Annotated in this window: 20 protein-coding genes; 9 read left to right on the plus strand and 11 right to left on the minus strand. The window is 35.5% G+C overall.

Going from position 1 to position 21,059, the window contains the following annotated elements:
- The 4 genes from GGG_RS19720 to GGG_RS19725 form a co-directional block, all read right to left on the minus strand.
- The coding region (locus GGG_RS19720; protein ID WP_010115029.1) for a hypothetical protein at window positions 1-272 on the minus strand (272 nt) is incomplete at its 3' end.
- 125 nt (window positions 273-397) lie between these two features.
- Window positions 398-1,024, minus strand: a complete 627-nt coding sequence (locus GGG_RS0111490) for a hypothetical protein (protein WP_138920274.1) — start codon at window positions 1,022-1,024, stop codon at window positions 398-400.
- Window positions 1,025-1,028: 4 nt separating this feature from the next.
- Window positions 1,029-1,655: a hypothetical protein gene (locus GGG_RS0111495; protein WP_010115032.1), complete on the minus strand. Its 627-nt coding sequence runs from the start codon at window positions 1,653-1,655 to the stop codon at window positions 1,029-1,031.
- Complete coding sequence (locus tag GGG_RS19725) at window positions 1,633-2,994, minus strand: YwqJ-related putative deaminase (RefSeq protein WP_081399943.1); 1,362 nt, start codon at window positions 2,992-2,994, stop codon at window positions 1,633-1,635. The genes GGG_RS0111495 and GGG_RS19725 overlap by 23 nt, the downstream gene beginning before the upstream one ends.
- On the opposite strand from GGG_RS19725, the gene GGG_RS19730 reads away from it, so the two are divergent.
- Window positions 2,952-5,057, plus strand: coding sequence for a type I secretion C-terminal target domain-containing protein (locus tag GGG_RS19730; protein WP_010115036.1), 2,106 nt, complete (start codon window positions 2,952-2,954; stop codon window positions 5,055-5,057). The two genes, GGG_RS19725 and GGG_RS19730, sit on opposite strands and share 43 nt — an antisense overlap.
- 195 nt (window positions 5,058-5,252) lie before the next feature.
- On the opposite strand, the gene GGG_RS0111510 is transcribed toward GGG_RS19730, so the two are convergent.
- Window positions 5,253-5,486 carry a hypothetical protein gene (locus tag GGG_RS0111510; RefSeq protein WP_010115038.1) on the minus strand — a complete coding sequence of 78 codons (234 nt, stop codon included), beginning with the start codon at window positions 5,484-5,486 and terminating at the stop codon, window positions 5,253-5,255.
- 289 nt (window positions 5,487-5,775) lie between these two features.
- Here GGG_RS0111510 and GGG_RS0111515 point away from each other — a divergent pair, with 289 nt between their 5' ends.
- Window positions 5,776-6,387 (plus strand): LexA family transcriptional regulator, encoded by a 612-nt coding sequence (locus GGG_RS0111515; RefSeq protein WP_010115040.1) that lies wholly within the window; start codon window positions 5,776-5,778, stop codon window positions 6,385-6,387.
- A gap of 480 nt (window positions 6,388-6,867) precedes the next feature.
- Window positions 6,868-7,620 (plus strand): class II aldolase/adducin family protein, encoded by a 753-nt coding sequence (locus tag GGG_RS0111520; protein WP_010115041.1) that lies wholly within the window; start codon window positions 6,868-6,870, stop codon window positions 7,618-7,620.
- Window positions 7,621-7,688: 68 nt separating this feature from the next.
- On the opposite strand, the gene GGG_RS0111525 is transcribed toward GGG_RS0111520, so the two are convergent.
- From GGG_RS0111525 to GGG_RS0111535, 3 genes are all read right to left on the minus strand, one after another.
- Entirely contained in the window at window positions 7,689-8,378 is a 690-nt protein-coding gene (locus GGG_RS0111525) for a pirin family protein (RefSeq protein ID WP_010115042.1), read from the minus strand.
- A gap of 570 nt (window positions 8,379-8,948) precedes the next feature.
- The gene (locus tag GGG_RS0111530; RefSeq protein ID WP_010115043.1) at window positions 8,949-9,773 is read right to left on the minus strand and encodes a Sir2 family NAD-dependent protein deacetylase; all 825 of its coding nucleotides are present in this window, start codon (window positions 9,771-9,773) and stop codon (window positions 8,949-8,951) included.
- Window positions 9,774-10,178: 405 nt separating this feature from the next.
- Entirely contained in the window at window positions 10,179-11,450 is a 1,272-nt protein-coding gene (locus tag GGG_RS0111535; protein ID WP_010115044.1) for a L,D-transpeptidase family protein, read from the minus strand.
- A gap of 279 nt (window positions 11,451-11,729) precedes the next feature.
- Here GGG_RS0111535 and hemE point away from each other — a divergent pair, with 279 nt between their 5' ends.
- From hemE to GGG_RS0111555, 4 genes are all read left to right on the plus strand, one after another.
- A complete protein-coding gene (gene hemE, locus GGG_RS0111540) occupies window positions 11,730-12,803 on the plus strand; it encodes a uroporphyrinogen decarboxylase (RefSeq protein WP_010115047.1) in 1,074 nt (357 codons plus the stop codon).
- Window positions 12,804-12,817: 14 nt separating this feature from the next.
- Window positions 12,818-13,624 carry a DUF817 family protein gene (locus GGG_RS0111545; protein WP_010115048.1) on the plus strand — a complete coding sequence of 269 codons (807 nt, stop codon included), beginning with the start codon at window positions 12,818-12,820 and terminating at the stop codon, window positions 13,622-13,624.
- Window positions 13,625-13,756: 132 nt separating this feature from the next.
- The gene (locus GGG_RS0111550; protein WP_010115050.1) at window positions 13,757-14,227 is read left to right on the plus strand and encodes a DUF3015 family protein; all 471 of its coding nucleotides are present in this window, start codon (window positions 13,757-13,759) and stop codon (window positions 14,225-14,227) included.
- A 91-nt stretch (window positions 14,228-14,318) separates the two neighbouring features.
- Window positions 14,319-16,205, plus strand: a complete 1,887-nt coding sequence (locus GGG_RS0111555) for a DUF4105 domain-containing protein (RefSeq protein ID WP_010115052.1) — start codon at window positions 14,319-14,321, stop codon at window positions 16,203-16,205.
- Between the two features lie 533 nt (window positions 16,206-16,738).
- On the opposite strand, the gene GGG_RS19735 is transcribed toward GGG_RS0111555, so the two are convergent.
- The gene (locus tag GGG_RS19735) at window positions 16,739-17,266 is read right to left on the minus strand and encodes a hemerythrin domain-containing protein (RefSeq protein WP_227500496.1); all 528 of its coding nucleotides are present in this window, start codon (window positions 17,264-17,266) and stop codon (window positions 16,739-16,741) included.
- Between the two features lie 240 nt (window positions 17,267-17,506).
- Between GGG_RS19735 and GGG_RS0111565 the strand changes: the two genes are divergently transcribed.
- Window positions 17,507-18,034: a GNAT family N-acetyltransferase gene (locus GGG_RS0111565; protein WP_227500497.1), complete on the plus strand. Its 528-nt coding sequence runs from the start codon at window positions 17,507-17,509 to the stop codon at window positions 18,032-18,034.
- Window positions 18,035-18,068: 34 nt separating this feature from the next.
- Here GGG_RS0111565 and folE read toward each other — a convergent pair whose 3' ends face one another.
- Window positions 18,069-18,617: a GTP cyclohydrolase I FolE gene (folE, locus tag GGG_RS0111570; RefSeq protein ID WP_171057689.1), complete on the minus strand. Its 549-nt coding sequence runs from the start codon at window positions 18,615-18,617 to the stop codon at window positions 18,069-18,071.
- A gap of 143 nt (window positions 18,618-18,760) precedes the next feature.
- Window positions 18,761-19,465 (minus strand): Smr/MutS family protein, encoded by a 705-nt coding sequence (locus tag GGG_RS0111575; protein ID WP_010115059.1) that lies wholly within the window; start codon window positions 19,463-19,465, stop codon window positions 18,761-18,763.
- A gap of 347 nt (window positions 19,466-19,812) precedes the next feature.
- On the opposite strand from GGG_RS0111575, the gene GGG_RS0111580 reads away from it, so the two are divergent.
- Window positions 19,813-20,952 carry a TIGR00341 family protein gene (locus GGG_RS0111580; protein ID WP_010115061.1) on the plus strand — a complete coding sequence of 380 codons (1,140 nt, stop codon included), beginning with the start codon at window positions 19,813-19,815 and terminating at the stop codon, window positions 20,950-20,952.
- Window positions 20,953-21,059: the final 107 nt, after the last annotated feature.

Consider the following 21,059-nt stretch of genomic DNA (forward strand, 5'->3'; position numbering starts at 1 on the left):
CCAATAGGAGGGGGAGGCATTGGAATACTAGCTGTATCACCTTGATAAACAATGCCAGTAAATTCTGAATGATTACGCTCAAAGTCGTCAGGAAAGCCAATCTCTCCATTTTCTGTCCGACTAATCCACATATATTGAAGATTAGTCATATCAAAAAGCTCTTTTGGAAAAAATGGAGGAAGAAATTGTCCAATTTTTTCCCCATTTTCTACGCAGATTAGTTCGATTAGACAATCTTCAAAAAGAGATTTTTCTTCAATCTCTTTATACATTATTCCGTTAAATGGTAGTTTAAAAAAAATTTTCCATTTTTCTCATATAATAATTCATCAAAATCTACAAGCTGTGCTGTTTCCATTTTTATTCTCAGTTATATAAGTCAAAATAAAGCAACAACTTAGATATGGTTGTTAATATCAAAGAGGTCACTGTTCTTAAGGGTTTTGATTGTTGTATCATTGACGATATAGTTTAAGTAATTTATACCAAAATTATCTATTTGATAGATAATTTTATTATCTTTCATGTCTTCTCCATTAATTACAGCATAAAATCTACCTCCTCCTCCTTGTAAATCATCTAAAGTTAATGGGTAATCTATACTTTCTTTGATCTTGTACTCTTCATTCCATTTTTTTAATTCCTCTTCCCATTCTATATTTTGTATATTAGGGAATGGAGGCATTGGAATGCTGGCAGAATTTCCTTGGAATAAAACACCAGTAAAATTAGAATGATTAAAATCATCAGGAAAGCCATATTCTCCATTTTCTGTATTTGCGATCCACATATATTGCAGATTCTGCATATCAAATAATTCTTTTGGGAATAAAGGGGGAATATATTGTCCAATTCTTTTCCCTTTTTGAATACATGTTAGACTAATTGGGCGATCTTCAAACCATCCATAGGGTGCTATTTCTTGTAGTTCTTGATAGAGCACACCTGAAAATAATTGTTTTCTAAAGTAAATTAGTCCATCATCATGGGTTTGTAAATAGTCAGAATGAACAAGTTGGTACATTGTCTTATTCATCTTTAAATAAAATATGATGATCTATATTAAACAGATCAGTATTTTTTAATACTTTCATTCTTTTACCGTCAAGGATGCAATTTAATGTTGGACCACCGATATCATCTATTTGATAAATTATTTTCCTATCTATTTCATTTTTCCCATGAATTACGGCATAAAATACACCTCCCCCCCAAGATAGCTCATCTAAAGTCATAGGATAATCAATACTTAATTTCTTATTGTACTCTTGTCGCTGTAACTCCCATTCATAATCCGTTAAATCATCCCAAATATCAGGCATATCAATAAATGATGGGTTACCTTGAAATAAAATTCCTGTAAATTCTGGATGTTTTAAATCCTCAAAAAAACCATATTCTCCATATTCAGATCTATTTACCCACATATAGCGTAAATTATTTAGATCAAATAATTCTTCAGGAAAATATGGTGGAAGATATCGCCCAATCCTTTTGCCATCTCTAATACAGGTAAGATTAATCTCGCATAGAAAGTTATCTTTTTCGAATCTATCACCTAACTCCTCCATTAAAACGCCACTAAATAACTGATGTTTAAAAAAAATCAGTCCTTCTTTCTCATATAAAACTTCAGAATCGACAAGCTGGTACATTGTTTACAGTCTCCTCAGTGATAATCACAGCATTAACTAAAATACCACAACAGTTTGCACATGCCGCAAAGACTTCTCCTTGCCCATTACCTTTTTGAATTTTATAAGTTGCCGCAACAATATCTTTAAGTTGAGCATTAGGAACTGTATTTAATACTTCATTGGTAGCTAGTACTTCTGCATGCAGTCCAGGTAGTCCAGCACGTTGTGGGATTACAGGATTGGTTTTTAAATACGCCAAGATCGCTTGTTCCATTTGAGGATGAAGTACAGGTCGTTGTGGGTGTATTTGGTAAAGATATTTAATATAAGAAATATATAATACTGGATTGGTGATTTGGTAACCACCATCTATAGTCTTAGCAAAATTAGGAAATTGCTTAATTAGATTACCCGCACTATCATAGATTTTAAGCACGGTATTATTTGTAATAAAGCTTACATCACTATAGTTCCTATTTGTAATTGTTTTAGACGGGTCTTTAAAAATAATATTTGTCCAAGTTTTAAATATTCTTCCTTGATAAGTTGCTCTTGCAATCGCTACTTTTAATTCTAGATATTTATCAGTTAAATTTTTACTGCCTTGTGTTGCAGCTTTTGTCAAAATCTTTGCTGCATCCGCTTCAACAATTGCACTCAGACGTTTAGTAGCCAAAAACTCCTTATTAAAAATAGTTTGTCCCGCCGTTTTGGCCGCAGGGGAAAGTGTTTTAAAAAGTTTACTGGCAGCTTTTACTTCATTGGCAGTGTATTTAACCGTTGAACTACCAACGACAGCAACACCACCACTTGCCATTCCTCCTGTTACTAATCCATCAAGATAAACAGTGACTTGTGTATTGCAAGCCATATTCATAATGCAGTGTAAAACACGTGTTCCTACAGTAGAGGCGCCAGCGCCTATGGCTGTAATAGCTTCTGGGGCAGCAACTACTACAGCAGGTGCAAATACAGCTCCGATGAGAATCGCAGCATTTCGAGCATCTCGTTGATTCTTTTGGAGCCATTTGGACTCGCAAGCAGCATCCCATCTATTGGCACAGTTGACCTGACTAAACGCAATCAGTTTGGCGAGTGAATCAAGCGCAGGATCAGTATTTGAAAATTTAATTTTACCGTTAGTACCTGCGTAATACAGCCTGATTTTTTGCTTTTGGCTATAAGTTAACGATGGATCTAAATCTATTGTTTGAGCGAAACGCATCTGTGTAGCATAGACTGCACTTAATACACGTAAAATACAGAGATCATCCCCTTGTTTTGTGCATTTAGCCGCTGTCTCATCCAATTTAAATGGGACATGAATATCATTCTTCTGCGGATCCTGAACAAACATTGCAAGTTGGTAACAATCAAGCCTATGCTTTGGAACAAGCTTGGAAATTACTACAACAAAAAATTTATGATCAACTTTACATACAGATTGAATTTCCTCAAATTTTTAATCATATTCAGATTGTGCAAAAGAACAACGCCATTGAACCTGATTTAAATCAGCTATATCAGTATATAAAACAGCAAAGTCTTACTGAAATTGCGGAGTTGTATGATGTTTTTAGCCGTGGTCCACAACTATTTCATGATATTCAAAATGGTTTAAAGCAAATTGTCTCAACAAGTATTCATCCTGATTTAATTGATAAAATTCTCAATCAAACTTTACAGGTTCATATCCCAGAAGCAAAAGATGGTTTTTATACTGGGACAGAAAATGATGATCTACTTATTAGTAGTGTTAGTAATGATATTTTTGATGGTGGATATGGTATCAATTATTATCTTTTTACCCGAGGAAGTGGCCAAGATACAATTCAGTCAGCTTGGATAGATGAAAACTCCCCACAAACGGAAACTTATATTTTATTAGATTTATTACCCCAGAATTTACAGGTCAGTATTGAGTCTAAAGATGTAATTTTAAATATTGTGGGTTCGGAAGATCAATTACGTATTGAACAAGCATTTTCAGAAAATTCAATTTTTAAAACCATAACATTTGCAGATCAAACAATTTGGAATCTTGAAAATCTTAAAATGCAAGGATTAACAGGTACGGTCCAAGATGATTTTATTCAAGGTTTTGAAAATCGGGATAATATTATTTATGGTAATGCAGGCAATGACACACTTTATGGTCAGAATGGTAACGACCAATTGTGCGGTGATGAAGGTGATGACCAGCTTTATGCAGGAGAAGGAGATGATCTGCTGAGAGGTGGTTCGGGTAGTGATGTTTTAGATGGTGGATACGGTATAAATACCTATATTTTCAATTATGGGGATGGACACGATACAATTCAATCAGTATATCTTGATGAAAATTCATTACTCACTGAAACTCATATTTTACTCGGTGTATTACCTAATGATATAGAGTTGGAAATTCAGTATTCAACAGATCTCCTTATTAAAATTAAAAATACAGAGGATCAATTGTTGATTCGGGATATTTTTAATACATTCTTCATCTTTAAATCATTAACATTTGCAGATCAAAGTATATGGTCATTGGAGGATATAAAGAATTTTTCTCTTATCGGTAATAAACAAGACAACTTTATTGAAGGTTATGAAAATAGAAACAACATTATTTATGGCAACGAAGGCAATGACACACTTTATGGTCAAAATGGCAATGATCAATTGTACGGTGGTAATGACGATGATTATTTGGTAGGAAATGAAGGGAATGACCAACTGTATGGTGGAAGTGGAACTAACATTCTTATAGGTGGGAAAGGAGATGATCAGTATGTCATTGAAAATTCAACAGATGAGATTACAGAAAATGCTAAAGAAGGTATAGATACAGTACAAAGCTCAGTTAGTTCTACTTTAGGGAGTTATATAGAAAACCTTACACTTGTAGGATTATCGGCAATTAATGGCACAGGTAATTCACTTGCCAATACTTTAAAGGGTAATAGTGCGAATAATACGTTGAATGGTGGTGCTGGCAATGACTATATAGAAAGTGGTGCTGGAAATGACAAATTACTTGGTGGCAATGGTAAGGATGTACTTAGTGGTGGTTTAGGAAATGACCAATTTACAGGTGGAGCAGGTGCCGATATTGTAATATACGAACTATTAGTTAGTTCTGACGCTATCGGTGGGAACGGTAATGATAATTGGACTGATTTTATTGTTGGTAATACAGCGACTAATGTAAATGCGGACAAAATAGATATCAGAGATCTTTTAGTTGATTACACAGGAAACTACAGTTCTAGTAATTTAGAATCATTTATTAAAACTATAGTGAATGGTTCAAATACTCAGCTTTATATTGATCGAGATGGTAGTGGTTCAACGTACAACAGTTCGTTATTTTTGACATTAAATAATGTGAATACTCATTTTAATGAATTGGTTAATAATCAACAGATTATGGTCTAACTATGTATAAAAAGAGTTCTCAATAGCAAGATTAGAGAACTTTTTATGCTTAAAATTTGAGCTTAAAACCTGAATAATGCATATTTTCATCATGAGTCGATTTAAGACGCATCTACGCTTTGTAACTTTGTATCTATATGACAATATTCAGGTATATTTATTCAAAACTATATTTCCGATCTTTTTATTCAATCATTACAGTGTTAAAGGCTCTAAACCTTTCACAATATCGTTGAACTCAGAACCATTCAACCAAAAAGATTTCTTCAAAAATAATGTTGTCATGATACTTTCTGCAATATCGCTATTGGTATTTTCACAGAATAGACCATATTGGCTTCCGAGTACTGTATTGTCCTCAATGAGACGGATATAGTACGCATGTTGTTCATCTGCATAACCAAGAATTGCATCACGTTGAGTAGCCATTTTTATGTCTCCACATAGAAAATCAAACAATTAAGTAAGCTAAGTTGGATCAGTAAACTTATTCAAATAGATCAATGAATTAGCGGAATAATAGAATTTATATTCATTCTAAGTTATTGATTTATGAAAAGTGTATTGATTATCTTGGTCATCCTTGATCAAATAGATGTATCAAAAACTGATCGATAAGCTTATTGTTATTCAAAAAAAACATGGCGTCAACTTGAATTTGTAACTTTTTCAAGATATATTAATTTTAATAGCTGTAACACAGCATATAGGATATAGCATGACTAAAAAAGTAGAATTTGAACATGGAGGTGTCAGAACCAATGCAGGGCGTAAAGCGCAATTTAATGAACCTACAAAAGTCATCCGTGTACCTGAGTCACAAGTTGATTTTATCAAAAGTTGGTTACTGAAAAATTTCAAAAATGGCCCTTTAAGTGATTTAACATCAACTATTAAAATCCAAACAGTTCGTCCAAATAACGATAAAATTTATCAAATTCCAATGGCGACTGAGCGTGTGGCTGCTGGTGTACCTTTTTCTGTGCAGGATACAATAGACCAGTCTTTGGATATGAATGAGTTTTTGATTCGCAATGAAAGCTCTACATTTATCGTGAAAGCGAATTCTTTATCTATGCTTGATGTTGGAATTGACATTGATGATCCATTGATCGTTGATCGTAGCATTACTGCCAAATCAGGAGATATTGTGATTGCACGTATTGATAATGATTTTACGGTAAAGCGTCTGATGATTGATAAACAGTTCGATCCACCTAAGATTTGGTTAAAAGCTGAAAATCCTGAGTATCAAAATATTTACATTGAAGAAGGGCAAGAAGTCGAAATTTGGGGTGTCGTGACGTATAACCTAAAACGAATGCGCTAATTGTGTAATTTTATAGATTTAAGAAGCTACTTTATTTGAGATTCGATAATTTGATAAGACGTTTAATGAGCTGTTATTAAAGTCATTCTTCAAATCCAAAGCCATGCAATGATGGACTAAAGTCCTGGGTATTCTCTTGGGTATTCTAATGTTATTGATTTGATAATTTATTTTTGTCGTCAAATAGACCGTGCTTTAATTTTTATATCAAGCGTTTGTTTTTGAATAATTTAGAGTAAATAACGAATTTTTTTGGTCATTCTTTTTTAATACGTCAATTTGTTTTTAATCAGTCAATGAGCCTGTCGTGAATATTTTATTCTCTTTCAGCTACCCGAATTTTTCTTCAAATGAATGATTTAAATCGATTATTTAAGACGTATTTTTCACATAAATTAAAATAAAAAGCCATTGTGATCGTCGTTAACTCTGAGCAAACTAAAAGCGGTTTAATCGCTGAACAATAAAAGGATTTTAATGATGAAACGGCCTAAGCATATTCAGAAATCAGAATGGGAAGCACGTTGTCAATTGGCAGCATTGTATCGCCTCATTGCTTATTATCGCATGACAGATTTGATTGATACCCATATTAGTTTGCGTGTTCCAGATGAGCCGAATCACTTCCTTATTAACCGATATGGTGTAACTTTTGATCAGATGACAGCTTCAGATTTGGTTAAAATTGATCATGAGGGCAATATCGTTGCAGATTATGATCAAGGGAAAATGGTCAATGTTGCAGGTTTTGTGATTCATTCCGCTTTACATCATGCTAAAGACGATATTCATTGCGTGATTCATACACATACTGCGGATGGTATTGCTGTTTCTGCACAGGAAGATGGTTTATTACCGTTGTCTCAGCATGCACTCAAGTTTTATAACAATATTGCTTATCATGAGTATGAAGGAATTGCTTTTTCTACCGCGGAAAGGGAGCGTTTGGTTCATGATTTGGGGAATTTCCGTTGCATGATTTTGCGAAACCACGGCTTGTTAGCGACAGGAAATTCAATTGCACGTGCATTTCATGAAATTTATTTTTTAGAACGAGCTTGCCAAGTTCAAATTAAAGCCATGAGTAGTTCGAAATTACATTATCCAAGTCAAGAAATTTGTGAATATACGGTGAAGCAATTTGAAAGTGATGCTGCGGAACCGATTATTCAGGCTGCATGGAACGCAGCATTATCTTTGATTAAAGATCAACAACAAGATTATTGTTCATAAAGCATTTTTTGGACAATAAAAAATCCTCTGTATTTATAATACAGAGGATTCTTCATGGTTTAAGTCAATTAATTGGTTAAATCAAACCAGATGAATTGACTGTTTTCATTCGCTGAAAGTATTGCATCTTCATCAAATAGATAAGCATCACCAGCTTTGACTATTTGACCTGCAATATCAACTTCACCTTCAATTACATGTACATAGTTGAACATTTGAGTTGCTTTAACTTCAAGCGTGTGACCTTTTTCCAAATATGCTGCTTTGATTTCAGCATTTTGACGAATATGCATCGGTGCATTTTCGTTCGGGCCTGCGATGAGTTGCCACTCATTTGGTGTTTTTTTCGGGTCACGTTCAATTTGTTGATAGTTCGGTTCAGCATTTTTCACATTTGGAATTACCCAAATTTGTAGGATGTGAACTGGTGTATCACCTTGGTTGAATTCACTATGTTGAACGCCTGTTCCTGCGCTCATCAATTGCCATTCACCCGCTTTGATGTGACCTACATTACCCATGCTGTCTTTATGCGAAATCGTACCATCAAGCACGCAAGTCAAGATTTCCATGTTGTCATGGGCATGTGTACCAAAACCGTTATGTGCAGCAATGGTATCGTCATTGATGACACGTAAAGAACCAACACCCATGTATTTAGGGTCATACCAGCTACCAAAAGAGAAGCTATGTTTGGTATCTAGCCAACCCGCTTTTACATGTCCACGGTCTTCACTACGATGTAAAAATGTATTCATTTCAAATCTCCGAATTCTTATTTTTTAACTTAAAGCTATAGTAATACTTAGAGAGACGGGTTAAAACATGATACTCGCAACGTATCGTTGTATATTTGGAACGATGTATTTGAATTTAGCTAAATGTTCTTCATTTAAAATTATCTTAATTCTAATGAATCAATTTACTTAACGTCAGTTCGAGATAAACTCTGATGTAAGTTATTGAAAAGATAGATCAGACACAGCGGAGTCTTACCGTTTAAAAGTCAAATGTAAGGATTAACCCACTTCGTCTTGCACTTCGCTTGAAATATATTTCAATCTTGTTCAGGTTCGACCTGAGAGGTACTACCTCGCAAGGCTTTCGGGATGAGTGGCACTGCCACGCAAGGGCAAAACCTGAGCTGTGATTAGAAGCGCAAGAGTCGCCAACTCGACAGATACTATCAAGTACCTAATACATTGCAAAAACAGTATATTACAGATGTAGCCCTGCCTCGAACAATGCGACTGACATTTCCGCGTATCATATAGCTGGGAACATATCTTATCCCGAACTCAGGTTACTTAAATTCTCTCGTATCCATATTAGCGAATTTGAAGTGCTTCTAAAATAGCTTGTATTGAATGCAATGCATTGTGTGGAATAGAAATACCCTGATTTTCTGCTAATTGATATTCTCTTGGATTAATACGAATAAGTGAAGGTGCAAATCTTTCGCTAAAATTCCGTACAGTAGGAATCGCTGTTCCAGCACCTAATTCAATGACAATCGGTTGATGATGATGTTTCAACCATTGTTCTAGGTTTTGTCTTTGCTGGTCAGTTCTATGACTGAGCCAATCATAATCATCAAACATGAGAATATTGGGTCTTGCTAAACTTAAACAGTGTGGACACTGTGGTAATTCATCTAACCATTCACAACGGATATGATCAATTCGAGGTTGAATCTGATCCGCGCTCCAGATTTTATTTTCACACACATCTAAGCATTGTAAATGGTGAATCGAACCATGACATTCATATATTAAATTCTCATCAAATCCTACTTTCTGAAATTGACCATCCACATTTGAAGTGAAAATAAAATAGGGGAGCTGTAATACGTCACTCATTTTTTTGAGTAAATGGAAGCCTTGATGTGGTGTTGTGTCACGATAAAGTTTGAGACGATGACCGTAAAATCCCCAAGCAAGTCTAGGCGTTTTCCAAAAGGTATTTGGGTTTGCAATGGAAGTAAATTCTATACGTTGTTTTCCTAATTCGGGATAAGCTTGCCACATCCCTTGCTTGCCACGAAAATCAGGTAAACCTGAATCGATGCTCATGCCCGCACCCGCAGTGATTAATAAACCATCGGCATTAGAAAACATTGTTTTAATTTTAGAAATTTGTTGTGTATTGAGCATCGTTATATGTCTAAGCGTAGAACTACGTGTTTTTTATAAATAGAACATCTTAACCTGAGTTCGGGATAAGATATATGTCCAACTATCTGATACGCGGAAACGTCAGTCGCATTGTTCGAGGCAGGACTACATCTATAATATACTGTTTTTGCAATATATCTTATAGTTGATAGTATCTGCCGAGTTGGCGACTGACAAATGGTTTTGCCTACTTTTCCCGAAAGAAAAGTAGGTCGAACCGAAGGTTAATCCTTACATCTGACTTTAAACGGTAAGACTCCGCTGTGCCCGATCTATCTTTTCAATAACTTACATCAGAGTTTATCCCGAACTGACGTTATCTTAAATAAAAAACCAGTGCATAGGCACTGGTCTTAAATACAAGTAAAACTTAGAGATTAACGATCATTCTAAAAATTTAACCGTTACACCTGATTTTACTTTTTTACCCAAATCATTGGCATCCCAATTCGTCAAACGGATACAACCGTGTGATGCTGTTTTAGAGATCGCTGATGGATTTGGCGTTCCATGAATACCAAATGATTTTTTACTTAAACCAATCCAAATATTACCAACTGGCGCATTTGGACCTGGTGGTAACGATAAAGGTTTTAAGTTTTTGCCCTGAACAAAGTTACTTGGTGAGTAGCTGTACCATGGATTTGGTGCTACGCCAGTCACTTTATAAGTACCTGCTGGTGATGGTGTATCTGAACTACCAATCGTTGCAGGGAAAGAGCCTACCATTTGATTTTGTGCATTAAACAAATAAAGTTGTTTCGCACCTTTATGTGCCACAATTAAGTGAATATTTTCAGGAAGTTCATTGCGAATATTGGTCACAATGATTTTTTCACCTGCTTTTTTAAAAGTCGCTTTAGGATTTAATTTCTTGAGGAAATCTTCATCCATGTGGAATTTTTCACCTAACATTTCTGTGACACGCGTGTAATACAGACCCTTCATTTTTGCTTGTAAAGCATAATCATGAGGGATAGATGCCGCGTATGGCCCTTTCAAGTCTGCATCTGTAATCGTGTATTCAACATAAGCAGGTTTATTGCCTTGTTTAGCAACCAATGCATCCCAAGTTTCTTGAGTTAATTCACCAGTTGGCTTTAACCCATTGATTTGTTGGAAAGATGCAATCGCTTTTAAGGTGTTCATACCGCTAGTGCCATCAATTGCACCTGGTGAAGCATGTGCATTATTCAGCATTACATGTGCACGCGCATAGACTGGAAATTGACCTTTGCCAATATTCTCATACCATTGTGCGTTATTCAGACCATCAAGTGTCCAAGATGCTTTTGGCGCATTTGGATTTGATACCACAGGCTGCGTTGCTGGTGTATCTAATTTTGGTGATGATACTGTTGGCGCAGATGCAATATCTGCATTTTTAGATTCAGTTTTTTCTAAATTTTGCAGAGTATCAGCAGCTTGATCTAAGTCTTGTTGCTCTTGTTGAGAGATCTGTGTATCAACAGAAGAACTCGCTGGATCTATAACAGCAGAGGCTGATGAATCAATTGCTAAAGGATCAATTGGATCTTCGACTGGAGTTGTTGCAACTTTTGTAGGATTTAGAGGTTGCTCAGTTGTAGAAGCTGCAAACGCTGTACCTGTTAATATACAGCTTAAACTCAAAGCAAGAATTGAGCGAACGAACATGTAATTCAACCTTAAGAATTATTCATATTGATTACTAAAATATCTCGGTAAGTATTACAGAAATTACATATAGATGCAGTACTTGTTTTGTTTCAATCACTTTTTTCTATTGATAAATATTGCAAAAAGTATTTTTGTTTTATTTTCGTATTCATTAGATGATTTTATCAATCCTGTTTCAATCCAATTTGATCATGGAATTTTTTGCTTAGAAATTATTAAATTTGAAGCCTTTTTTGCTATGATGGGGCGACTTTAATTTTTGGAATGGGAAAGTAAATGACGACCTTAAAAAATGATCGTTTTCTACGTGCCTTATTGCGTGAACCTGTTGATACCACACCAGTATGGATGATGCGTCAAGCAGGGCGTTATTTACCAGAATATCGTGAAACGCGTGCTAAAGCAGGTGACTTTCTTTCTCTTTGTAAAAATACCGAATTTGCATGTGAAGTGACTTTACAGCCTTTACGCCGTTATGACTTAGATGCAGCAATCCTATTTTCAGATATTTTGACTGTTCCAGATGCTTTGGGTTTAGGTCTATATTTTGAAACAGGGGAAGGCCCTAAGTTTCATAAAACTGTACGTACAGAACAAGATGTTGCGAATCTTCCAAAATTTGATGCGAAATCAGATTTGTCTTATGTGATGAATGCAGTAACAACCATTCGTTCGGCATTGGGCGGGCAAGTTCCATTGATTGGCTTTTCAGGCAGTCCTTGGACATTGGCAACGTATATGGTTGAAGGTGGTTCAAGTAAAGATTTTCGCTTTACCAAACAAATGATGTATGCCCAGCCTGAAGTATTACATGCTTTATTGGATCGACTTGCAGATGCTGTCATTGACTATTTGAATGCTCAAATTGATGCAGGTGCACAAGCCGTACAAATTTTTGATAGCTGGGGCGGGGCATTGGCTCACCGTGAATATCTAGAATTTTCATTAAAATACATGCAAAAAATTGTTGCAGGCTTAAAACGTGAAAATGAGGGACGTAAAGTTCCAGTGATTTTATTCACCAAAGGTGGTGGTCAATGGCTTGAACCTATGATCGCAACAGGTGCAGATGCGTTTGGTTTAGATTGGACAACGCCATTAAATGTGGCTCGCCAAACTGTAAATGGTCGTGCTGCTTTGCAAGGTAATTTAGATCCTGCAACGCTGTATGGTTCTGCAACAACCATTGAAAATGCCACTAAAGCTATGCTAGATGATGCTTATGCCAATGGTGAAAAAACAGGTTATGTGGCGAATTTAGGTCATGGCATTACTCAGTGGGTCGATCCCAAAAATCCGAAAGCCTTTATTGATACAGTTCATGAATATAGTGCTAAGTATTTGGGCTAAGTTTTGATTTCCCCATGATCTATTTTAAATCATTCATTGAATTACTTTATAAGGCAGCTTCAGCTGCCTTATTTGGTATTTTATTGCTGATTGCATTTATGGCGACAGCAAGTATGGGAAGCCATGAATTTTATGGCTTCTTCCGTTATGACTATTTATTGTTTTATGCCTTAATCATTCAAGCTTGTTTGTTGTATTTAAAATTAGAATCGTGGGCTGAAGCCAAAGTGATCGCCTTGTTCCATATCATGGCAATGGGAATGGAGCTGTTTTTAACCCATCCACAAATAGCATCTTGGCAATATCCACAACCTGCTGTATTTAAAATAATGACCGTACCGCTATTCGCTGGGTTTATGTACTCAGCAGTGGGGAGTTTTTTTGCACGATCATTACGTTTATATCAGGTTTCATTCATAAACTTACCCAGTTTTGCCAATATGCTCAGTTTGGCGGTACTGTCCTATATCAATTTTATGAGCAAATTTTTTATTCCAGATTTTCGCAACCTCCTTTTTATTTGGAGTGTGGTGATATTTTGGAAAGCTAAAATTCGCTTTGAATTACAACATCACCATTTTCAAATGCCAATGCTCCCGATATTACTCGTCTTGGCATTTATCATTTGGATTGCCGAAAATATTAGTACGTTCTATAAAATTTGGCTTTACCCAAGCCAAGTTGACGCATGGCACATGGTTGGATGGGGAAAATTAGGTTCTTGGTATTTATTATTATTATTAAGCTTAGTCCTTGTTTTAAAAATTCTTGGAAATAGAAACATCAATGGAAGTTGGTCACTTGTCGAGAACAAAAAATAGTCACTTAATTGTCATATTTTGATTTGCTTATCTAGATTTATGTGCTAAATCTGTATGCGTGTAATTTAATCTACACAAAACGGAATATAACAATTTACATATGTCACATATGGATAATTTCTGGAGAATTATATGTTAAAAAAAATCGCTTTAGCTGCTGTGTTAGCTGCTGGTTCTAGTGTTGCAATGGCTGATCCAGATGTAGGGTGTGGTATTGGTTCACAGGTTTGGGCAGGTCAGTCTGGTAAGGTTCCAAAAATCTTGGCTGGAACGACCAATGGTCTTTTCACAAACCAATTATTGGGTATCACATTTGGTACTTTAGGGTGTAATGGTAATGGTAAAGTGACTGCTCAAGTGGTTACATTTACCAATGAAAACTCAGAATCACTTGCTCGTGATATGGCTGTGGGTCAAGGTGAGAGCTTGAATGTACTTGCTTCTTTGCTTAATGTTAAAGATGCAGATAAAGCGCATTTCTTTGCAGTAACCAAATCAAACTTCTCGCAAATCTATTCAACAGATAATCAGAACTCTCTACAAGTTTTGGCTTCACTTCAAGAAGTGATGGCAAAAGATGCTGTATTAAAAGCATACGTTTAATTATTATTTAACCCTGTCTTTGACAGGGTTTTTATTTTATATATGTTATAAAAATCATAAATTTGCTTAATTTTTAATATTGAAATTGTGAATGAAATATTTAGTTTATAGTTTAAGTTTACTCAGTACAGTTTTATCGTTCAGTGTACAGGCTGAATTAATTAGCGTTCAAGATTATGTTCAATTGGCAGAACAAAAAAAATTAGAACAGGATATCACTTGGAAGCGTTTACTTTATGCAGAAGATTCTTCAAAAAGTGAAGTCAGTTATTCAGGTTATTTTCTTGCTTCAGATGGTCAAAATAATATTAAAAATGAGATGGTTGCAGATATAACCGCATTATTCCAGCAAGCTGAACCCAATCAATCCATTCGTTGCAAATTTCCTGCACGTAGCCAATGGTTGATGCAACAACTGAATATTACAACACAACAACTTCCACAAGTTTCATGTCCTGAATTCGAGCAATGGTATGGGCAAATCAAGCCTTATAAAGCCACCTTAATTTATGCAACAGACTTTATGGGAAATCCAAGCTCTATGTTTGGACATACTTTGTTGCGCTTAGACCCTAAAGATCAGAAGCAACTCAACTTAGTTTCTTATGCTGTAAATTATGCCGCAACAGTGAATAGAGAAGACAATTGGTCATATGCATGGAAAGGCTTAATTGGTGATTATCCTGGGGAATACTCACTGATGCCTTATTACCGAAAAGTAAAAGAATATGGCGATTTTGAAAGCCGTGATTTATGGGAATATGAGCTAAATTTAAGTCCTGAAGAAACTGCTTTTTTAGTTAAACATATGTGGGAAATGCAAAAAGTCAGTTTCCCTTATTATTTTGTCAGTGATAATTGTGCTTATCGCTTATTAGGTTTAATCGATTTGGTTCGTCCAGATTCTAATTTACGTCATCAATTTAGCTATGCAGCGATACCTGTTGAAACGATTAAAGCTGTTGATCGACAAGGTTTAATAAAAGAAACGGTGTATCGTCCTGCGTTAGAAACGCAATTGAATGCTCAAACGAAGCAACATGGACATGCTTTAGCAAAAAAAGCACATGAATTGACTCGCTTAGAACCGCAACAAATACAAAGTGCTTTAGCGAGTTATACGGACGCAGATCGTGCCAAGGTACTGGAAATGGCCTATGACGATTTGTATTTACAATTTACGTCTCGCCAAGTCGATGAAAAATTTGTTCAACCACGATTTAGACAATTATTGGGTTTACGTAGCCAAAACCAAATTGCCAAGCAACGTCAAGAACCACAAAAACCTAAAGTAGATCCTGTACATGGGCATGATTCCCGAAATTGGTCGGTCGATGTCGGGGAAGTGCAGGGTGAAAAATTCGTTCAGATTGGGCATCGTCAGGCATATCATGAGTTAAAAGATCCACAGGGTGGTTTCCGTACTGGTACGCAGCTTCTATTTTTAGATGGTGCTATGCAGTGGCGAGATGATCAGTTAAAACTGGAACATTTCGATCTATTAACTGTTAATTCATATAACCCGATTACACCATTTAAAACGCCCATCACATGGGGATTTAACATGGGTTGGCAACAAGAAGCGATTCATCAAGGCAAATTCAATGAAGATGAACAGCATGGTGTTTTTGGGTTGGAAGGACAATCAGGCTATACCCTTGCAGATGATGATCGTAAACATTTGTGCTATGCAGAATTACAGACTCAACTCCAAACTGGAAAGTCACTGGATAAAGGTTGGCGTATCGGTTTAGGGCCAACGATTGGGTGTCAAAATCTTTGGACAGATCAACTCAATAGTGTGGTTCAGCTTGAATTGCCGTATTGGGAGGATTCTCATCAATGGAACTTACGAATCAATAGTTACTTACAATATTCACTCAGCTCTCAAAACTCATTGAGAATAGGTTGGGAATATCAGCAACAAGATCACCAAGACTGGATGAAAGGTAGCTTTGGATTTGCACATTATTTTTGATTTATTGTGAAAAGTACTTGGTTGAAATGAATGTGGTTTTTGATTACATAAAAACCTAAAGTTTGATATTTTTTAAATTGTACATTTTAAACTTATTGGTCTAAACAGTAGATAAATGCAAGACTTATGAATCCTTTATCTAGTTTTACGGTAAACCAGATAAAGGAATTTAAGCAACAATGACAAGTGCTTATCGCCAGCCTTAAAACAGACTATTTGGGTTAATTTAACCTGAGTTTGAGATAAGATATGTTCCCAACTATATGATACGCGGAAACGTCAGTCGCATTGTTCGAGGCATGGCTACATCTGTAATATACTGTTTTTGCGATATATTAGGTACTTGATAGTATCTGTCGAGTTGGCGACTGACAAATGGTTTTGCCTACTTTTCCCGAAAGCCTTGCGAGGTAGTACCTCTCAGGTCGAACCGAAGGTTAATCCGTGCATCTGACTTTAAATGATAAGACTCCGCTATGCCTGATCTATCTTTTCAATAACTTACATCAAAACTTATCTCTAACTGACGTTAATTAAGCTTGCTGATAAAGCGTATAAAGTGACTTTTCTTCACTTTCTATACGTGAAATTAAGGCAGAACCAATTGCAGAATATTCAGTTTTAAATTCCATGACGTTATAACTATTTATATCAGTGTTCATCCACTGATCTAGGAATTTGATGACTGCTCTTTCGATTGCACGAATTTCTTTGCGAAAAGCTCGCATTTCTTTAAATTCTTGTATTTTACCTTTTAGGCTTTGTTCCAAGTAGCCGTAAAATTTAATGTTTTCTGTATTCAGGTGTGCATTTAGATTATTACGAAACGTTTTTAATAGTTCTGGAATGAGTTGATATTGCTGAGTATCTAAGGCTTCTTCAATTTTACCGTATATCATTAATAAGTGTTGATGATCGGTTTTAAGATTTTCAACTAATTGAGGATAGAACTGAATAGCGTCAAATGAATTTTCGGCATCATTTATTTGTTCAGGTGTATCAGTCATTTTTGATGAATCTACGGTGTTGATATTCGAAGCCATATTTTTTGATTTAAACATGCTCACAAATGCTAAAAGTAAATTTTTTAGCCAATTTAACATTTTATGCCCTTTTAGATTAATTTAAGTCGTAAGGTGATGACGGTGATCGTGATCAGGGCGGCTATAATAGCGATATTTAAAATAAAATTGGGAAAAATTATATGTTTTTAATTTGAAAACAAAGGTTTTATTTTTCCTTTTGGTAAAATAATACTTGTGTTAAAGAGTGGGGGAAAGTTATGTATGTGAATGTATAACATGATGCAAATAAGACAAATTCAACAGCAAGATGCTGCAAGTTTCATTGAGTTCTTTAAACAACTTGATGCAGAAACTAAATTCATGCTCTTTGAAATAGGTGAGCGACCTACGCTATTGAGTCAGCAAATTGAATTGATTAAAAAATTAGAATCATCCGTAAATGAGGTGATATTTATTGCGATATATCAAAAGCATATCATTGGTTTTATTGCACTTTCTAGGAAGCCATTTAACAGAGTAAAACACTGTTTTCAATTGGTGATTGGCGTATTAGAAAGTTATCACGGGAAAAATTTAGCTAATGAATTGTATCAATGTGCTGAGCAGTGGGCGATTGATCAAGGTGCGATCAGAATTGAATTGAGCGTTATTCAGGAAAATATTCGTGCAATTAAATTTTATGAACAACTTAGTTTTGAAAAAGAAGGGATTCGTAAAAAGAGCATATTCAGCAAGGGGCAGTTGCTGGATGAGTTGTATATGGGGAAAATTTTGCATTCTCATATAATAAAAAACCCTGATTGAACAGGGTTTAAATTTATATATGATTCAAATTAAATCAATGTGCTTCAGGCACGGCCTGTAAGAATTCACGACGTGCTTCTTTATCTGTTTTAAAATCACCGACAAAGGAAACAGTACGTGTCGTTGACTCTTGTTTACTTACACCACGCATCATCATGCACATGTGCGCTGAATCAATCACAACTGCAACACCACGAGCCTGCGTCACTTCTGCAACTGCATCTGCGATTTGCTTGGTGAGTTGTTCTTGAATTTGTAAGCGACGAGCAAACATCTCTGTAATACGTGCAAATTTAGATAAGCCTAAAACATTACCAGACGGTAAATAGGCAATATGTACACGACCATGGAAAGGTAATAAATGATGTTCGCATAAAGAATAAAATTCAATATTTTTAACCAATACCATTTCATCATTATCAGAAGGGAAGACCGCATTATTGGTCACTTCTTCTAACGTTTTGCTATAGCCAGACGTCAAGTACGAAAAAGCTTTAGCCGCACGCATAGGCGTATCTTTCAGACCAGGACGATCTAAGTCCTCGCCAACGGCAGTTAAAATATTTGCGTAGGATTGCTGCATAGACATAAAACGTGTTCACTTATACGGATTGAACAAGGACGGCATTGTAGCAGAAAAACAAAAAAAGTCTGACTACTACAGGATAAACCGTATTTTAAAGGATATTGATCATCAATCACAAAATTTGTGCGAACAAAAATGGATTAATGATCCTGACTAAATTTAGGATTTTTCTCAGCACGTTTGAGTAATACTAAAACTGCACCAGTGCCACCTTGTTTTTCAGGAGCGCTGACAAAAGCTAAAACATCACGGTGTTGGCGAAGCCAGCTATTTACATAAGTTTTTAGAATCGCTTCAGGGCCTTTGCCATGTACGATTTTAATCACATTTTGGTTTTCATTCTTAGCGATTTGAATGATTTCCAATACAGCAGTTCTGGCTTCTTCTACCGTACAACCATGTAAATCCACAGCTTCATACCAACGAATATTTCCTGCTTTTAAGTCTTCAAATACTTTGTGCTGTAAAGTAGCGATGCGATAACTTAAAGTCGCTTGGCTTGCCACAGGATTGAGCATGGCATGTGTATCTGATAATTCAGCATGTTCTGTTTCAGTTGGACCTACAGCTGCCGCACGCTTTGCAAGTGTTTTAGCATCTGGCTTTTTCCGTGCATTGTTTGGTTCTATTTTCGCAATATTACTATTATCTATGGCTTTAACACCTTGCATCTCTTTATTAAACAAGGCGAGATCATCATTTTGTTGCACAGCTTCTGCAACAGGTGCTGGTTTCTGTTGTTTAGGCGTAGATTTAGACTGAGTTTGCCCAGTTGAAATTTGTTTTTTGAATTGTTTTAAAAGATCAAGCTGAGATTTGGAGAATGTAGAATCAGATTTACTCATAATTGCAAAAAACAGTGAGAAGGTAATATTTGTTGAACATTATAGTCTTAATCCAATAAAAATTGAACTGAATTGAATTCACAGTAAATTTTAGGATTTTGAGATTTTTAATTTTAGGGGGGGCATTTCATATTCAAAATGGTTTTAACTTGCTTTTAAAGTGGTTTTGAAATGATCTTTGATGATAATGGTTTATTTGATGATTGCGAATTAACCTATTCATACTTCTATACTTATGCAGATCATTTCAGTTATGCGTGAATTGATTTTATTAACAGATTTACTCTATCTGCGGGTTAAAAAAAGAGCTAAATTAACTCAACGCATTAAAAGATTAATAAATAGTCATGGCGAATGAAAAAGATAAAGACCCAACAATTATTGTTGAAGATACTCCTGATCAGGAAAAATATGAAATTCTCAAAGAAAAATTAAGATATAAACAGGCTTTACGAGAGAATTCTAAAAAGATCGATCATAAGCAAGTTCGCTTAAATATTCAGGCGAATGCTTTGCCGAGTAAAACATTCTTTATTATGAATGCATTAGCGGCAATTATTGCAGGATATGGTCTATTAACCAATTCATCTGCTGTGGTTATTGGTGCAATGCTCGTAGCGATGATGTTAGGGCCGATTTCGGGTATTGCTTTATCTTTGATTGATAATCGCTGGATATTATTTAGAACGGCATTAACAACGCTTTCTTTAGGCATTTTAATGATTTATGCCATAGGGATTATTTTAGGCTTAATTAATATCGATGTTCCGATTACCCATGAGATTCTTTCTCGTACCCAACCTACAATTATGGATTTAATGATTGCTTTGGCAGGTGGGGCAGCAGGGGCATTCGCATCGGTATCTCCACGGCTTTCCGTTGCAGTTGTTGGTGTTGCTGTCGCCACAGCTTTGGTTCCACCTTTGGTTGCAAGTGGCATTTTATTTGCGCATATGGAATGGAGAAACGCAGCGAATGCATTTATTTTAGCGGCAACCAATATTATTGCTATTCAAGTAAGTTCATCACTGGTGTTGTGGGTGGCAGGTTTTAGACGTGGGTCAGATATTGAAGTCAAAAGTAATGTCGCTGAATTTATTAAAAGAAATGCGATCAGTTTAGTCTTTTTATTGGTGTTGACGATTTATCTATCACTGAATTTTTTACATATGTTACGACAACAGTTATATGAAACTGATATTAAGTCATCAGTTGAGACATTTTTAAATAAAAACAATAATATTGTAGATTCAATTCAGTTTGAAAAACGTGATAAGTTTACATTGGTTCGTGTAGTCGTAAGAGGGGATACTGTTCCTAAATCGACTGAAATTGGCAAGCTGAATGATTCTTTAAAAGATGATTTAAAAGGCAAACCTAGCGTTGCTCAGGTACGTTTTATTTTTACTGAAATCATAGAAGCACCGAATAGTCCGATGATTAATATAAAAGAGCGGGAAGCCACTCGATTGATAAAAGGCTATTAATTCATTTTAAAATCATAAAAATAAATTATTTAATCCATGAAAAAGCCCAACTGTTGAGTTGGGCTTTTGCTTACAACAAGTTATTTAAATATTTAACTTTAAAATTC

This window comes from Acinetobacter sp. P8-3-8 (assembly GCF_000214135.1).
In the GTDB taxonomy this organism is placed as follows: Bacteria; Pseudomonadota; Gammaproteobacteria; order Pseudomonadales; family Moraxellaceae; genus Acinetobacter.

Bases quoted from the DNA above. Each gene is read 5' to 3' on its own strand.
- GGG_RS0111525 (WP_010115042.1), bottom strand. From the start codon at position 8,378: ATGAATACATTTTTACATCGTAGTGAAGACCGTGGACATGTAAAAGCG.
- GGG_RS0111530 (WP_010115043.1), bottom strand. From the start codon at position 9,773: ATGCTCAATACACAACAAATTTCTAAAATTAAAACAATGTTTTCTAAT.
- GGG_RS0111545 (WP_010115048.1), top strand. From the start codon at position 12,818: ATGATCTATTTTAAATCATTCATTGAATTACTTTATAAGGCAGCTTCA.
- GGG_RS0111575 (WP_010115059.1), bottom strand. From the start codon at position 19,465: ATGAGTAAATCTGATTCTACATTCTCCAAATCTCAGCTTGATCTTTTA.
- GGG_RS0111510 (WP_010115038.1), bottom strand. From the start codon at position 5,486: ATGGCTACTCAACGTGATGCAATTCTTGGTTATGCAGATGAACAACAT.
- GGG_RS0111515 (WP_010115040.1), top strand. From the start codon at position 5,776: ATGACTAAAAAAGTAGAATTTGAACATGGAGGTGTCAGAACCAATGCA.
- GGG_RS19735 (WP_227500496.1), bottom strand. From the start codon at position 17,266: ATGTTTAAATCAAAAAATATGGCTTCGAATATCAACACCGTAGATTCA.
- GGG_RS19725 (WP_081399943.1), bottom strand. From the start codon at position 2,994: ATGTTTGTTCAGGATCCGCAGAAGAATGATATTCATGTCCCATTTAAA.
- hemE (WP_010115047.1), top strand. From the start codon at position 11,730: ATGACGACCTTAAAAAATGATCGTTTTCTACGTGCCTTATTGCGTGAA.
- GGG_RS0111535 (WP_010115044.1), bottom strand. From the start codon at position 11,450: ATGTTCGTTCGCTCAATTCTTGCTTTGAGTTTAAGCTGTATATTAACA.
- GGG_RS0111580 (WP_010115061.1), top strand. From the start codon at position 19,813: ATGGCGAATGAAAAAGATAAAGACCCAACAATTATTGTTGAAGATACT.
- GGG_RS0111550 (WP_010115050.1), top strand. From the start codon at position 13,757: ATGTTAAAAAAAATCGCTTTAGCTGCTGTGTTAGCTGCTGGTTCTAGT.
- GGG_RS0111555 (WP_010115052.1), top strand. From the start codon at position 14,319: ATGAAATATTTAGTTTATAGTTTAAGTTTACTCAGTACAGTTTTATCG.
- GGG_RS0111495 (WP_010115032.1), bottom strand. From the start codon at position 1,655: ATGTACCAGCTTGTCGATTCTGAAGTTTTATATGAGAAAGAAGGACTG.
- GGG_RS0111490 (WP_138920274.1), bottom strand. From the start codon at position 1,024: ATGTACCAACTTGTTCATTCTGACTATTTACAAACCCATGATGATGGA.
- folE (WP_171057689.1), bottom strand. From the start codon at position 18,617: ATGCAGCAATCCTACGCAAATATTTTAACTGCCGTTGGCGAGGACTTA.
- GGG_RS0111565 (WP_227500497.1), top strand. From the start codon at position 17,507: ATGATGCAAATAAGACAAATTCAACAGCAAGATGCTGCAAGTTTCATT.
- GGG_RS0111520 (WP_010115041.1), top strand. From the start codon at position 6,868: ATGAAACGGCCTAAGCATATTCAGAAATCAGAATGGGAAGCACGTTGT.
- GGG_RS19730 (WP_010115036.1), top strand. From the start codon at position 2,952: ATGGGACATGAATATCATTCTTCTGCGGATCCTGAACAAACATTGCAA.